The 15,573-nt window shown below is 51.4% G+C and carries 13 protein-coding genes; 8 read left to right on the top strand and 5 right to left on the bottom strand.

What is annotated here, in order from left to right:
• The first annotated feature begins 189 nt into the window (after nucleotides 1-189).
• The 7 genes from SH449x_RS20770 (at nucleotide 190) to SH449x_RS20740 (ending at nucleotide 8,919) form a co-directional block, all read left to right on the top strand.
• The gene (locus SH449x_RS20770) at nucleotides 190-1,068 is read left to right on the top strand and encodes a polysaccharide deacetylase family protein (RefSeq protein WP_482377993.1); all 879 of its coding nucleotides are present in this window, start codon (nucleotides 190-192) and stop codon (nucleotides 1,066-1,068) included.
• 51 nt (nucleotides 1,069-1,119) lie between these two features.
• Nucleotides 1,120-2,328 (top strand): glycosyltransferase, encoded by a 1,209-nt coding sequence (locus tag SH449x_RS20765; RefSeq protein ID WP_482377992.1) that lies wholly within the window; start codon nucleotides 1,120-1,122, stop codon nucleotides 2,326-2,328.
• Nucleotides 2,329-3,088: 760 nt separating this feature from the next.
• The gene (locus SH449x_RS20760; RefSeq protein WP_482377991.1) at nucleotides 3,089-3,694 is read left to right on the top strand and encodes an ATPase; all 606 of its coding nucleotides are present in this window, start codon (nucleotides 3,089-3,091) and stop codon (nucleotides 3,692-3,694) included.
• Complete coding sequence (locus tag SH449x_RS20755) at nucleotides 3,681-3,890, top strand: hypothetical protein (RefSeq protein WP_482377990.1); 210 nt, start codon at nucleotides 3,681-3,683, stop codon at nucleotides 3,888-3,890. The genes SH449x_RS20760 and SH449x_RS20755 overlap by 14 nt, the downstream gene beginning before the upstream one ends.
• 814 nt (nucleotides 3,891-4,704) lie before the next feature.
• The gene (locus SH449x_RS20750) at nucleotides 4,705-4,965 is read left to right on the top strand and encodes a hypothetical protein (RefSeq protein WP_482377989.1); all 261 of its coding nucleotides are present in this window, start codon (nucleotides 4,705-4,707) and stop codon (nucleotides 4,963-4,965) included.
• A gap of 258 nt (nucleotides 4,966-5,223) precedes the next feature.
• The gene (locus tag SH449x_RS20745) at nucleotides 5,224-8,262 is read left to right on the top strand and encodes a DUF4332 domain-containing protein (RefSeq protein WP_482377988.1); all 3,039 of its coding nucleotides are present in this window, start codon (nucleotides 5,224-5,226) and stop codon (nucleotides 8,260-8,262) included.
• Between the two features lie 24 nt (nucleotides 8,263-8,286).
• A complete protein-coding gene (locus tag SH449x_RS20740) occupies nucleotides 8,287-8,919 on the top strand; it encodes a DUF4254 domain-containing protein (RefSeq protein WP_482377987.1) in 633 nt (210 codons plus the stop codon).
• 305 nt (nucleotides 8,920-9,224) lie between these two features.
• On the opposite strand, the gene eno is transcribed toward SH449x_RS20740, so the two are convergent.
• Complete coding sequence (gene eno, locus SH449x_RS20735; protein WP_482377986.1) at nucleotides 9,225-10,499, bottom strand: phosphopyruvate hydratase; 1,275 nt, start codon at nucleotides 10,497-10,499, stop codon at nucleotides 9,225-9,227.
• A 184-nt stretch (nucleotides 10,500-10,683) separates the two neighbouring features.
• Between eno and SH449x_RS20730 the strand changes: the two genes are divergently transcribed.
• On the top strand, nucleotides 10,684-11,295 hold the full coding sequence (locus SH449x_RS20730) for a hypothetical protein (RefSeq protein WP_482377985.1): 612 nt from the start codon (nucleotides 10,684-10,686) through the stop codon (nucleotides 11,293-11,295).
• Nucleotides 11,296-11,758: 463 nt separating this feature from the next.
• Here SH449x_RS20730 and SH449x_RS20725 read toward each other — a convergent pair whose 3' ends face one another.
• From SH449x_RS20725 to queF, 4 genes are all read right to left on the bottom strand, one after another.
• Nucleotides 11,759-13,012, bottom strand: a complete 1,254-nt coding sequence (locus tag SH449x_RS20725; RefSeq protein ID WP_482377984.1) for a protein-L-isoaspartate(D-aspartate) O-methyltransferase — start codon at nucleotides 13,010-13,012, stop codon at nucleotides 11,759-11,761.
• A 129-nt stretch (nucleotides 13,013-13,141) separates the two neighbouring features.
• Nucleotides 13,142-14,035, bottom strand: a complete 894-nt coding sequence (locus SH449x_RS20720; RefSeq protein WP_482377983.1) for an alpha/beta fold hydrolase — start codon at nucleotides 14,033-14,035, stop codon at nucleotides 13,142-13,144.
• A 37-nt stretch (nucleotides 14,036-14,072) separates the two neighbouring features.
• On the bottom strand, nucleotides 14,073-15,086 hold the full coding sequence (locus tag SH449x_RS20715) for a TIM barrel protein (RefSeq protein WP_482381843.1): 1,014 nt from the start codon (nucleotides 15,084-15,086) through the stop codon (nucleotides 14,073-14,075).
• A gap of 34 nt (nucleotides 15,087-15,120) precedes the next feature.
• Nucleotides 15,121-15,480, bottom strand: a complete 360-nt coding sequence (gene queF, locus SH449x_RS20710) for a preQ(1) synthase (RefSeq protein ID WP_482377982.1) — start codon at nucleotides 15,478-15,480, stop codon at nucleotides 15,121-15,123.
• Nucleotides 15,481-15,573: the final 93 nt, after the last annotated feature.

Raw genomic sequence — 15,573 nt, 5'->3', positions numbered from 1 at the left:
TCATCGGATGCGAAGTGGCGCCGGAATGAAATCAAAAAAATGGCTTGCACAATCCCAACGGCACAATTGGAGCAATCCTTGCAATCGGCTCAATTGATTTTATTTCTGCGGTTTCTGAATTCAACTTAATTGCAAAACTCGATGTTGTGGGGGAGTGTATCGGGTCACATTTACTTTCCCGAATGAGCCATGAATCTGCCAACCTTCACCAAAGAACTTTTGCTGACAGCTTACCGCTGGTCGACCCAGCAAAAGCGGTCTGCGCTCACGAAAGAGTTCCAACTCAAGGGATCGTTTCCTGCAACGATCCTGTTCTACCACCGTGTGTCGGATCGTGGACAGAATGGATGGACCATTAGCAAAGAGAACTTCGGCAGGCATTTAGATTGGATTTCTCAGAACTCGAAATTTGCTTCCTTGGACGATATTCGCAGATCACAACTCAACGGACACAGAACAGTGCCAATGGTTGGGATTACATTTGACGATGGTTATGGAGAGAATTGCGAGTTCGCAATACCGCTGTTGTTGGAGAAAAGGATTCCCTGCACTTACTTTGTTTCCACGCATTTCGTAGAAACCGGTGATCCATTCCCGCATGATGTCGCAATCCATCAAATCGCTCGCCCCAATACGATTACCGAAATCGCTGAAATGGCTGCTGCTGGTGTCACCATCGGAGGACACTCTCACACCCATATAGATTTTGGAGTCGAGCTAAGCGATGAGAAGTTGCGTATAGAAATCCATGATGCCAGAAAGAAACTGCAGGATTGGTCGCAGCAACCTGTGCACTATTTCGCCTTCCCCTTCGGTCTAGCAAAGAACATCTCGCAGCGAGCCATTGATTATGTTTTTGATGCTGGTTTCGAGTGTTTCGTCAGTGCTTCCGGAGGACACAATTGGCCAGGCTTTGACGCAAATCACTTGCAGCGAGTGCATGGCGACCCTGGAATTGCTTCGGTCGCGAATTGGCTAACATACGACCCACGAAAACTGCGAGTCCCTCCGCCCGTAACCTACGAGCGAACCAACGAACCTCCCAATCCCCAACAGGCAGAAGCCTGACGCAGAAACCGTGAATCGTGTTTGCGTTCTGCTTCCAGGAACTCCGATCTGATGTCTATTGCCAATACAGCTATCTCTCCAACAGCTACTGCACAGAAGTGTAATCGTTCTGCGGACTTAGCTGTAACGTCTCGGCCGTTGAGAACGAAATTTATCATTACCAGCATGCCCGTCGGTGGCGCAGAGACGCTGTTAGTGAATTTGATTCGTCGACTAGATCCAAATCGAATCCATCCATCGGTCGTCTGCTTGAAAGAGAAAGGTCCTCTGGGGGAAGAGATCGCACGTGATTTCTCAGTGGATTCCCATCTGATACGGTCCAAGCTTGATGTAGGTGTATTGTTCCGCCTCGTCTCTAACTTGCGAAAGAGCCGAACCGACGCCATCGTCACGGTGGGTGCTGGCGACAAAATGTTTTGGGGACGGTTGGCCGCTAAGCTAGCCGGAGTACCTGTCATTTGCTCCGCGCTCCACTCCACCGGCTGGCCAGACGGTGTAGGGCGTCTCAATCGTAGCCTAACCTTCTTAACTGACGCGTTCATTGGAGTAGCCAAACCCCACGGCGAGTTTTTGGTCCAGTTCGAGGGCTTTCCAGCTCGCAAGGTTTTCGTGATTCCCAACGGAATCGATACGGAACGATTCGTACCAAACTCTGCTTGTCGAGAGTCCGTTCGCGAAGAGCTCGGGCTCGCATCCCGTTCCAAGCTGGTCGGAATCGTGGCTGCATTACGGCCAGAGAAAAATCATTCGCTCTTTGTGAATGCCGCAGCGGCTATCAAGGCCCGCGTTCCAGACGCCCACTTCCTCATCATCGGAGATGGACCGGAGAAACCAAAAATTGCGAGCTTGATCGACTCTCTCGGGATGAGTCAATCCGTCCACATGCTAGGGAACCGTCACGATACACCTCGCATTCTTGCGGCTCTCGACGCCTTCGCTTTGACTAGTCTCAACGAAGCAAGCCCGGTTTCCATCCTGGAAGCGCTGTCCTGTCAGGTGCCCGTGGTAGCCTCCGATGTCGGATCGGTTTCCGAATCGGTTATCAACCAATGGAGCGGATTCACGTTTCCTTCGGGAGACGAGGCCTCACTGGTCGACCGATTGACGCTGCTTCTTACCGATCGGGATTTAAACCTAGAGCTAGGGCAGAATGGACGCGAGCACGTTAAGCAAAACGGATCGCTCCAAAATATGGTCGAGATGTATCAAGACCTGATTCATCGAATTTACCTCACCAAGAGGAAACAGATGGGTTATTGATCGTCAGAGACCAAAAGGAAGGAGCTTCGTCTGTCCCATTTGGGACACAATCTCTGCAGCCCGCTCCAGGAACCAAGCCAATTAGTGTTTATTAGTGTCGATTAGTGTTCCTTAAACCCGCATTTGCTTCGATCCCCTTTGATCAACGTGGGGAAGTGGTCTGTTCTAATAGGCGGAATCAATCTCAAAACGGGCCAATGGTTGGGTACCCTGCAAGATTCCCCAGTCTTAAATCCACAAAAACTAGAAGCCCATGTAAGCCGTAACAAGGCTTTGTGAAGTTACGTCATTCACTCTCCCTTCGAGGGAGAGTCGAGCGTAGCTCGGAGAGGGTGAAAGGCACGGCAATGCATAAAGGCTCCGACGAGTCAGCCATTTTAAAGCCCCCTCCCCTCGTGATCGTAAACTCCACTCGACCCTCCCGAATTCTTCGGGAGGGTGAATAGATCGCGAACGCCTCCATTCCGACCTGGTGTCGGTGGAGCGATGACTAACAGGCTAGCAACGCATCCCCCAATATATCCCTCCCCCTTCCCTTCTGCCTCGCCGCAGGCGAGACAGAAGGGAAGGGGGAGGGAAGAGTCCGTCGTGGCTAGCTTGTTAGTCGTGCTTCCACTGAGATGAACTCATTGGAGAGCAAATGACCGAATTCGGTGCAACAAAGTGCTCGAAAACGCTTAGTCACATTCAATCGCTGGACTTGGTACAATTTGGGGTTTCGCTGTAAAAAACTTTGCCCCATACCGTTTCGAGATTGCTCATGGGTGAACCTTCGCAACCAACGATCTACATCCTCGCTGGGCCAAACGGGGCTGGTAAAACAACGTTTGCAAATTCATTCTTGCCAAAGTTCGCCAATTGTCTCGAGTTTCTTAATGCGGATTTGATTGCTGCCGGATTAGCTCCATTTGCACCAGAGACACAGGCCGTCCGCGCGTCGGAACTCCTGCTGAAGCGAATCGATGAGTTGGTGGCGACTCGAACGACCTTTTCGTTCGAAACCACCTTGGCAGCCAGAAGCTACCGAGCTTCAATTCTGCAATGGCGTCGCTTGGGATATCGCATAGTACTGTATTTCATCTGGCTTCCTTCACCGGAGATGGCCATCCGCAGAGTCAGTAAACGTGTACGCGAAGGTGGCCACAATATTGCCGAAACTGTTATCCGGCGACGATACGCTCGCGGACTAGCTAATCTCTTTGACTTGTATATTCCGATTGTTACATCAGTCTGTGTCTTTGACGGTGCTTCCTTTCCGCCAGTTTCTGTTGCTGAGATTGAGGGCGAAAAAACGTGTGTCTTAGACTACAATAGGTGGGAACGTATTCAGCCGCATCGTAAGGACGCATTCAATGATAAGAAGTAACTCTCCAGACTCGCTGATCGCTAAAGCGGATCTGGCATTCGAGGCTGCTTGTCGAAAGGTTATCGATCGAGCTCGCCAATCAAATACCGAAGTCGTTATTTGGCGTGATGGGAAGATCGTAGAACTATCACCTGAAGAAGCGAAAGTGGAATTGGAATTGAACCTAGCCAAAAGGGACTCAGAGCTCCTCAGCTAATGGGACCTCGCGTTCTAATGAGCAACGAATATAGGTAGACCTCTTCGCTGACAGCCGCCAAAAGCCCTCTTTTAATGACCGAATTCGGTGCAACAAAGTGCTCGAAAACGGTATCTCATGGCTCGCTTGAGCATCGATCGGGACGATAGGAAATCCAAAACACCTTTGGTAATCCTATAAGGAAAAGATTGGGAAAACAGCAAATCAACCCACCTCCCCGGCCCGACCCTGATAAGGAACCTTCTTTGCGGGGTCTATTTCGCAAGTGCTCTAAGATTCCTGACTTATGAAGTTCGAGACCGGATCGCTCGGGTACTCTACGTGTGCCGCGTAACGGAAAATCTGCTTAACAGTCGGATGAGTTCGAGACCGGTTCGGTAATGATTCGATGCAGGTCACGAACTACCTAACTCCGACCTTGCTCGATGCTCGAACTTTCAAGCCGGTCTAAAGGTTGACTACATAGCGTTCGCTCCACCGAGAAGGAACTCGCCCGCCAAGTGAGCTACCTCAAGGCGGAAAACCAGATCCTTCGCAGTCGCTTACCCGGTCGCATTAGTCTAACGGAACGCGAGAAGAACCGCTTGGTTCGTTTTGCGAAAACTCGGTATCGAATCGGTCACACGCAATACTGTCAAAAACATACTCAAACGAAATGGATTAGAGACTGGGCCACAACGTGGACCGGGAACATGGGATGAGTTTCTCAAGAGGCACGCAAAGACGATGTGGCAGTACGATTTCTTCTCCAAAAAGATCGTGTCCAAAGCCGGGTTGCGGGATATCTTTGTCTTGGTGTTTCTTCAAAATCGTCATGCACGACAACGATGGCAAGTACTCGAAACCATTCCTGGCTAAGCTCGAATCCTTCACAATGAAGCCGATGAGAACAGCCATTCGGTCACCCAACACAGTCGCCTTGGTCGAACGATTCGTGCAAACGATAAAGCAAGAATGCCTCGATCACTTCATCGCTCCATGCGAACAGTGTGGATCGCCTCGCATCTTGAACATGCAATTCGCAAGTCTCGACCAGACTCGGTCACGATGCCCCGTTGATAAGATCTCAAATTAGGCCTTCGGTCAAGTATTCATAGCGTCACACGATCGTTCGCACGAGAACCTAAACCGGTCGAAATTGCCGGAGCAACCTTTTTGCACAGGGCGGTGAGCGTTCAATGCTAGCGTAGCCGGAAAGCAAATTATCTTATAGGCCGGAGATTCTGCTCTTTACCCAGTCTCACTTGTTGTGCTAATCTCCGCAAAGACCCAACATGCGTCTTAAAGGGATTGGACGCATCAATACAGAAATTGGAGAGGGAGGAGCCCTACGATGCATCTTATTCGACTGGACATAGATCGCAAAAATTCCACTGCACATCTGCAAGCAGGGCCATTCGGTGGCGGGTTGAATGCGATTTTCGCACCTATGCAAGGTGGCGGTGCGACGATGGCGCGCTTCGTCAGAAGCATTCTTTTCCGTGGGCACTATGTCAACGAAGTCTTCGAAACCGAGGAGGGAGAATCGATCGACGGTTCCCTTCAGTGGGTTGACGCAACCGGCCACGTCCGCATGATGTCCTTTGCTGGCGGTTCCGCGATGCTGCCTGGCGGCTTTGTAAACTCTCCCTTGCATCCCTCGCAAAATCCATTGCATGAACACGATGCGGACCGTATCCGAGGTCTGGGGAACATATTCTGGGAGGGAGATGACGGGGATGCTCGCTGGGATGAACTCCGTGGCGATATTCTCGGAATGATTTTTTGTAGTCCGCTGGGGAGCCTTTCCCCAGAAAAGCTTTGGTGGTCGGCGAGCCGACTGGGAGTTCACTCACCAGCCAGACAAGAACTAGATGAAGGTTATCAACGTCTCAAAACAGAGGAACAAGAACTCCTCGATCGTTTGCGAAACGCCGATCCGGTCGACCATGATCGGGCATGGTGGGCTCTCGAACGAGATCGACTGCTTGCGGAGATCGGGCATGTTTCTCAGGTCAATGCTTCACCGACACAAGTTTACGATCATGCCAATCAGTCGGTTGTGAAGGGACTCAAGGAGCGACTGACCAAGATTCAGGTGGAATTGGCCAGCCTGCGCAATGCTCTACAAGATAATCTAGTATCAGAAGCGAATTCGAAAATGGATTCCGCAAATGGTAGCGTCTCCCAGGATGTCGATGCTTTCCACAACGGCCAACTAAACCATGTATCGTTAGGACGACATCGCGTAGATCGAAATTTGAGAACCGACTACGCTGGCGAAACACTCCGATTGAAATCACGAATCGAGCGTTTAGTAGCGGAGCAGGCCGATGTCGAGATCCAGTTGCGAAACACTCCGGTGACACATAGTATTGAAACCCGTCATGGTTGGGACGACGCTCAGCTTCGCCAGCATTTGGCTCACGCTGATGAGATGCTGCGTCGCTGGGATCGCAGAACTCAGTGGCACCGACGGTTAGCTGAGGTGCAGTCTCACTTGAGAACTCGCTCTCCCTACCGCAGAACCTCAGATGGTTCCCTCATTCCAATCGTAGAAAAGTACTTGAGAGAGTTAACCGCAGGAGCCGCCCGGCAGCTTCCTCCGTGGGCGGTCGAATCCTCCTATCTACGCGGGCATGACATGCCTGTCGATTTTGATGGACACACTATCGACTACGGTTATCGAGATGTCTACTACGATCGCCGGTTGCCTGCGAACGATTCTCGTCAACGTAAACTAGTCGATCTTGCCATTCGATTGGCGATCGCTGAAGCCGCAGTGCCTCGTATCGGTCGTATCCCGTTCCTATTTGACAATTCGGTAGAAGGGTTCCGCGGCGAATCACTCGAACAGGTTCTCCATGTACTAGCTGGTTTTGCGCGAGATGGTCGTCAAATTCTGCTCGCCACCAATGACGAATTCGTAGCCCGACGTATCTCTGCTCACGGCGGAACGGTATGTCGCATGTACGAGATTCTGCGTTATGCGAGGCCACGTTTCGTTATGGATAGTGCGAGCAATCTGGGAGTCCACCCGAATCTACAGTCCCATGTACCTGTCGAGAACCATGACGAATTCAGCAAACTAACCAGCACGCATCCGTTGGGATATGATAATCGGTCCGTGTTAACGCACGAGTTGGTTGATATCAATCAGCAATTGGCAGCAATAGCGAACGAACAAGAAGAAAACAGCTGGTGGGTGGCGGATCACTCCCAGTTCCAGCCTCGCCCGGTGCGATCCGCTCCGGTAGGTACATGGAACGGCAAGTATCATTTGCACTTAGATAGCTCCGTCTCGGAGATTCCAACTGTAGACGGAACGCTCGCTACGAGATTTCAGAGTGCGGGTATTCATCGCGTAGGTGATTTGCTTCGTACAACGTCAGAGTCTGCGGCTGCGACGATGAAGGTCAATGCAGGTCTGGTGTATTATTTGCAATGCGTTGCCGAGCTGATGACATCGGTGCCCAAGTTGGGTGCGTTTGATGCTCGCGTTTTGGTTGGTTGTGGCATTACTCGCTCGCGTATGCTTCGCGATTTGGATCCGGACAAATTGGTTGATCGGGTCGAAGGGTTTTTGAGAAGCCAGGCTGGCATCGAACTTTCGCACACCGCATCGCGACAGGAACGAGAACGAATCAACGCATGGCTTGGTGCGATGCGAAACCGATCTCGAGCCCGCCAAAGCGATGGATTTAGTAACCAACATGAGTCTCGACGGGCCTCCGAAACAAGACGAGATAGAGAAGCCACAAGACTAGATGGCGAAGTCAGACGTGTTCGTGGCTCCAGAGAATCAACCCGAGAATACCGAGTCGTAGGTACAAAGAGAGACTCTGGTAGAGAAACAAACCGAGGTGAGTCTTCGTTCACTTCCAACCAGCGAGAACCGCGTGCCAATAGATCTGCCTCGGAATCTCGCTCATCCGAAAGCTCGGGTGGCAGTAAGTGGCGATTCTACCTCGAGTTAGAAAGTCCAGTCGTCGACGCGCCGTCTATAGGCCCCAAGATGGCTGAGCGGCTACAAGTAATCTCAATCGAGACGGTTAGTGATTTGGTCTCTGCTTCACCTGAACGAATCGCGACTCAGCTTAACGTTAAGTACGTTTCGGCGGAGACAGTGGCTGATTGGCAGAAGCAGGCTCTCATGGTGTGCAGGGTTCCCAATCTTAGAGGGCATGATGCGCAAATTTTAGTGGGTATCGGCGTCTCTACACCGGAAGAATTGGCAGCTTGCGAAGCCAAAGCCTTGATGGGCAAAGTGGCAAAGTACTCCAGCAGTAAAGCCGGGCAACGCGTTCTTCGCGGCGCTCCATCGCCGGATATGGCCGAGGTAATTAACTGGATTCATTGGGCTCAAAACTGCCGAGCGATTCGGGCTGCTTGAGCAAACCGTAGGAGAGGAGCAATCGTGATCGAAGTGACCATTGATATTGATGAAATCCTGGCCATGCAAATCCGAACTACGGAAGCATGGCATTCGTCCGATGTGGCCAATCTCTACGACGATGGTTCCCGAACGGAATCGCTAATTTCGATCGCTTGCCAACAGCACATCTACAATTACCTGCTTTGGCACGAAGAAGACATCGCCAGATCGCGGGATGTCTCGGATGCGGAAATTGCACAGGTGAAACGCAATATCGACGTCTTCAATCAAAATCGAAACGACTGGATTGAACGGATCGATGATTGGATTTCCGAAGATTTTACTGCGTCCAACGTAGTTGTACGCCCCGATGCCAGGCTTAATACAGAGACCCCCGGCAGCGTGTTCGATCGCCTTTCAATACTTGCTTTGCGGATCTATCATCTTCGCGAACAACTCCAGCGCACCGATGTTGAAGAGGCCCATATTGAGTCGGTAAAGCAAAAGATCGCCATTTGTAGGTTGCAGCACGAGGAATTGAGCCAATCCTTGCGTGAGCTTCTTGAGGATATCTACTCGGGCATGAAGCGACATCGCACTTACAGGCAACTGAAAATGTACAACGACCCGAACCTGAATCCCTACTTATACGATTCGCGTGAAGCGTCGGAGTAATAAAAAACGGTACTTTTCACTCATCGCCACCGTGAAAGGTTCCTCACCCTCCCAGCGAAGCGACCGGGAGGGTCGGAAATCGAGCCTTAAGCGAGATTGCCGGGGAGGGCAGAGCACCGTCTATCTCGATCTGACCGCAGCATCCCTTCCCTCCCCAGCCACGCTTTCGCGGGCTGACCCTCCCCAAAACGAAGTTTGGGGAGGGTAAAGTCGGTGGCTATCACCGCAGAAGGGTCATAAAAAAACGGTACGACGAAAATGCTTCGATCGTACCATTTCTTGATTTTTAGAAGATTGTCTCGTGACTACTTCTTGAACAGTGGTCCAGCATACCGAGCACCGGCACCGAGCTCTTCTTCGATTCGGAGCAGTTGGTTGTACTTGGCCATCCGATCCGAACGAGACGCCGAACCAGTCTTGATCTGACCGGTCGACATGGCAACTGCCAAATCTGCAATCGTGGAATCTTCAGTTTCTCCACTTCGGTGACTGGAAATACTGGTGTAGCCATTTCGGTGGGCCAACTGAATGGCTTCAATGGTTTCGGTCAAGGTCCCGATCTGGTTTACCTTGATTAGAATGCTGTTCGCAATCCCTTGGTCGATGCCGCGCTGCAAGCGATCGGTATTGGTGACGAACAAATCGTCCCCGACGAGCTGAACCTTGCTTCCAAGTTTGACGGTTAGTGCCTTCCAAGTGTCCCAATCGTCTTCCGAGCAGCCGTCTTCGATGGAGCAAATCGGATAATTCGCGACCCAGTCAGCCAGGAAGTCCACCATTTGATCCCCCGACAATTGCTTGCCGTCGATGGTGTACTTTTTCGTCGCGGAATCGTAGAACTCAGTCGCCGCGACATCCAAGGCGATATAGATCTGCTTGCCTGCCTCGTATCCAGCACGCTTGATGGCTTCCATGATCAAGTCGAGTGCTTCACGGTTACTGCCCAAATCGGGAGCAAACCCACCTTCGTCACCGACTGCTGTATTGAGTTTCTTCTCCCCGAGAACCTTCTTCAGGTTATGGAAAATCTCGGTTCCAGCTCGCAGCGCATCGCTAAACGAATCGAATCCGAGAGGCATGACCATGAACTCTTGGACGTCGACCGAGTTGTCCGCATGCTGGCCACCATTGACGATGTTCATCATGGGGGCTGGCAAAAGATGAGCTCCGGCTCCTCCCAGATAGCGGTAGAGTGGTTGGTTGGTAAAGTGTGCGGCAGCACGAGCCGTAGCCAGCGAAACCCCAAGGATTGCGTTCGCCCCAAGGTTCTTCTTGTTGGGAGTTCCGTCCAGTTCGCACAGAAAGGCATCGACACCCCGCTGATCGATAGCATCGAATCCGATCAACGCTTCAGCGATCTTGGAGTTGATGTTTTCTACGGCGGTATGGACCCCTTTGCCCATGTATTTGGTCTTGTCGCCGTCTCGCAGCTCCCACGCCTCGTGAGCTCCGGTACTAGCTCCACTCGGAACGGCCGCACGCCCCATCGAGCCGTCGACCAACGTCACGTCTACCTCAACGGTTGGATTACCTCGAGAATCGAAAATTTGCCGACCATGTACACGCTCAATTAGACTCATCGGAGACCTGTTCTAGACTTTCGGGAAAGGAATGGAAATTTCGCCAGGTCGCTATTTTGGCGGAGAATTCCAAGATTCGCCACGCCAAATTCCCCGTTACCGAGAAGCCCAGCAAAAATGGCTAAACGGGATTTCGGAGCCGTAAAATTGTGCTAATCAATGCGATCAGTGGTACCATTCGGGAATGGATTCCAAGATTTTAGCAGACTCTGTCCACAAACAATCCGTGGATGTTTTTCATAGGATGTTTCGTGCAGTGGAACTCGTTCAAGAACGATTGAATCGAGCTTGCGAGGCTCTGCGCCTCGCTGAAGTTCCTTACGCTGTGGTTGGTGGAAATGCGGTAGCGGCCTGGGTTGCAACCATCGATGATGGAGCCGTTCGCAATACCAGGAACGTGGATTTGCTGCTCGCGGAGAAGGATTTGCCGCTCGCGACCGAGGCATTGCAGAAGGCCGGTTTTGTGCGGGATGAGGTTATGGGGACGGTCGTCTTTCTGGACGGTCCGGAAGGCAAACCCAGCCAGGGTTTGCATATCCTAATTGCCAATCGCAAAGTGCGTCCAGAATATGCTAGCCCAACCCCAACCGTCGACCGCGCGGTAGAAATCAACAACAAACGAGTCGTCGAGCTGCATGCTCTCGTGGAAATGAAGCTCAACAGCTACAGGCGAAAAGATCAAACGCATCTTCAAGACATGATTCAAATTGGCTTAATCGATTCGAACTGGCCAGCTCGGTTCCCGCCATCGCTCGCAGAACGTTTGCAGGCCATACTCGACGATCCCGAGGGGTGATCGCTCCCAAGAGTAGCCATTGAAATTCACGATGTCTTAATCGGCTCAAGAACTGGATTTACATTTTCGGATATAGAAATTCGTCACTCGTACGTATGTCTGGATAGGCCAAACTCGAATTGCTATTCAGCTTACTCTGATAATCATTGGGGGCCGTATGATCCAAACAAGAAAGACATGGGGGGGCTTTAGTGCATGCTGGCTAGTCGGAGCCGTTATGCATCGCTGCGCGGCTGCCCCCTCTCCGATTCGGCGCTCGATTCTCCCTTAAAGGTAGAGTGAAGGTGGTGCTTCGTATCGGAATCAACGACCATAGGCCACCACGACGCGTCGTTGGATAGGAACGATACGCGGAATAAAGGCAGAATGATGACAGGCAGAATGATGACAGGGGCGGTGGGCAGGCGGTATTTAGGGCGGGAATGATCGTGAACGGACGCTCCCACATTAACACTCTAGATTCCTATTTCTTGATTGGCTCAAAGACCAATCCGTCAAACTGTGCCATGCCAACTGCACCGAATAGTCCGACCGATACAATGGCCTCTCTCGTAAGCGGCGGGACGCGAAACTCATCAACATGCAACTTCCACGCATTGGTTCCTTGTAGCATTCCGACATAGTTAATCCCGATACGATTTCGCTTTTCATCGAAATACTGGATTGCCACCGATGGTGATTTGTTCCGATCCAGTCCAGCGAGTCGTACATCTTCGGTCCGGATCCAGCCACCCAGCTTGAGTCGCTTCACGACGCGACCGTCGAGCGGTAACCCTTGAAGCAACATACTGGGCTGCTCGGGGTCTTGCGTTCTAAATTCCACAACTCGACGACCCATCGGGAACCCATCACCGGTCAGCACGGTACAACCAAACTGATAGTACCAACCCGGGACGTGGAATTCCTTAATCAGATCTTCCTCAAAGCTGGCATTGATCAGTTTGGGGTTCGCAGGGTCGGGGGTAACTTCGCGGTTCTCTTCAGCTTGACCGGTCATGGGGACGAAAAGCGTCGGCTGCAGCGATTCTCGCTCCATCTTGCCATTCACTTTCCGCATTCGATAGAGCATTTGCTGATATCGTTCCCCAACAGGGATAATCATAATGCCACCATCCTTGAGCTGTTCCACTAGGGGCTCTGGAACTTTTTCCGGCGAACAAGTGACCATGATCTTGTCAAACGGGGCGTGTTCCGGCCAGCCTTTGAATCCATCTCCAATCAAACAGTGAACGTTTTCGTACTTAAGATCCGCCAGCAGTTTCTTTGTTCTGATTCCAAGATCTTCGACAATTTCAATCGTATAAACATCCTGGACCAACGGGCTGAGTATGGCCGCTTGATAGCCGCTGCCTGTTCCGATTTCTAGCACCTTATCTGTTGGTTGCGGATCGAGCTCTTGCGTCATAAGAGCAACGATAAACGGGCTGCTGATGGTTTGATTCCCACCGATCGCGATGGAAATGTCCTGATAGGCTTTGTCCTGATGCTGTTTGGGAACAAACTTATGACGAAGCGTCGTGCGGGATGACTCGAGAACACGCTGGTTGGTGACCCCTCCTGGTGCCAAAACGTTTTCCACCAACTGTTCTCTCAGGATACGAAACATTTCTTCTGGATCCTGACCTTTTCCTCGGGTTGGCTGCGCAACAACAGAACCTATCTGGCCGAACGGTATTTGCAAACAGAACAACAACACGAGGCTCGTTAGATGTCGCATGTTTTGGTTCTCCAAGGGTGGGAGCATTTGCTTCAAGGCGAACGGAACCGGCGATCGAAAACAAGGATCGAACGCCGACTTTTCTAAGTATACCCCACTCTTCGAATTGGGGCGTTACCGAAAACGAAGCTAAACGAGCCGTTTTTCCAACGCCGCTGCGACCTCCTCGGGGGCCTCCTCCATGACGTAGTGTCCGACATCCGGCAACTCTTCGCGGGTGGCATTGGGCCAATGTTCATTCAATCGTTCCATACATCTCGGCACGAAACACCAATCTTTCATACCCCATACGAAATGAATTGGCTTGTCGGCGAGTACCCCTAAGTTTCGCTCTAATCGCTCAAGCACTCCGTAAGTCCGATGTTTCGGACTCATCGGAATATCATGAACGAACCGATCGATAGCGATCCTATGGGCCGGAGTATCATACGGTGCAAGCAATCCCGCCTTCGCCGCTCTGCTTAGCCTCGGCAGTCGGTCGATTGCCATGAACGTAGCCGTCCAAGCGAAAGCATTAAAGTATCGCATCGCAAAACTACCGATCCAGGGCCAGCGGCAGATCGCTATGCGAAAAGGGATATAAGGAGGCGGAAAGGCCGCCGTGTTTAGAACGATCAACTGACGGATCCGGTCTGCTCGCTCAACGGCTGCGCCCAGCCCGATAGCTCCACCCCAATCATGAACAACGAGGGTGATGTTTCTTAAATCGAGGGTATCAATCAAATGGATGAGGTTCTTGGTGTGGTTGGCTAAGCAATAATCGTACTCGATCGGCTTATCGCTCAATCCGCAACCAAGGTTGTCGAGCGCAACCACTCGATGCGCCGAACGAAAACGCGAAACGATAGTTCGATAGTAAAACGACCATGTCGGATTGCCATGAACCGCGAGAATGGTATGCGGCGAATCGCTGGCCCCCTCGTCTACGTAGTGAAGTCCCCCTCCATGCCCGCGTTGATCGCGAGGCGCATCTACGAAATGCGAGGCAAACGGATACTCACTACGCCAAATTGCTTCATCCATGGGATTTGGTTATTCCAAGCCTGCCTGTTTTGCCCGATCAGCGTGGTGTTGCATGGTTAGCCTTGACGTCCCGAATATCTTCGTAGGTCCTCAATTGATAAGGGACCCCGACGTAATCCAGCAAACGACAGAACGCTCTCAAAGCAATTCCGAAACCATCCGGTCCGCTAAATCCTCCGAACTGACCACCTCCCTTAACATGAGGTTCCAGATCGAAGAAAAGCCCCGGTATACCGCGCGATTCCAACCGTTTCGCGATTGCGTCATAGGATCGTTTGATATCCCGCAAAATGGCCTCGTGTCCGGAATCCCCCTCGTCCGCTGGAACAAAGCTGGCCAAAGACTCTTCGTCGACATGCGATGAAGCAACCGCTGGTCGGCAATAATCCTTGATATGAACCCAACCCAACCCGCCCTTCATGGCCACGTATTCTTCAAACACTTGGTCGGTGCTCATTCCTTGGCAAACCAGATTGGCCCCATCAAAAATAAGTAGCATCGCGGGATGCGAGACACCACTGTGGAGCTTTTGCAGTAACTTTCCGGTTTGACCGATCAAGTTTGCTTCTACTTCGAGACCAAAGGTTAAGCCATGGGAATCGCATTCGTTTGCGATCTCGCCAAGCTGATCAATCGCTTGAGGCAGATAGGATTCAGGGTCGGTACCCTTGGGGTGATAGAACGAGAATCCACGTACCAGTTTCGTTTCAAAACGGTTGGCCAAATCGCAAGCACGCTTGACGTCCTTTTCGAGATACTCGGCAAAAGGAACATAACGATTCGAAGTACCGTCATCTACATCGAGTAGTTTTACCTTGCCGATCGGCGACCCCAGCGACGAAACGGACAATCCATACTCCGATTGCAACGATCGTATTCGTTCGATCGATGCATCTGACAACATCATGGCATTCTGAATACCTTCGCCTGCGTCAATGAACCGCAAAGTGTAGTACTTTAGTCCTAACGCAGCAAAGGCGCAGAACTGCTGCTCTGCGGTCTTTTGGTTGGCAGCTTCGTCAGCAAAGCCGCTCAGCAAAATAGGAGGCATCGATGTGTTAGTCATGGCAAGGTTCGCACTACGCTTACGATTTCTGGTAGGAAACGGTGATCACCGAGGTGATGCCCCCACGAGCTCCCCAACGGCTCTCGAGGGTGGCGCTACGAGGCTTTACGATCTCGACGAAGTCATCGAAAATGCGGTTGGTTACGTTTTCGTAAAAGATTCCCTCGTTCCGGAACTTTTGCAGATAGAGTTTCAAGCTTTTCAGCTCGACACACTTTTGATCTGGTACGTAGCGAAACGTCAGGACGCCGAAATCTGGCTGTCCGGTTTTGGGGCACATCGAGGTAAACTCGGGGCACACGATTTCGATGTGATAATCGCGTCCGGGGAATGAATTGTCAAAACACTCCAACTGATCTTGAAATGGGGTTCCTGGCACTTCTTCAACTTCTCCTAGCTAGTAAACAATGGGGATATTCTGCTAAACTCACGGCAGTCGTAACAGCTCTAATTGACAGTTCCTCCAGAATTC

It is taken from the genome of Brakhagea baltica (genome assembly GCF_052161605.1).
Lineage (GTDB): Bacteria > Planctomycetota > Planctomycetia > Pirellulales > Pirellulaceae > JBKCUI01.
Note: the sequence above shows the minus strand (reverse complement) of the source record. Positions and strands in the feature narration are given on the sequence as shown.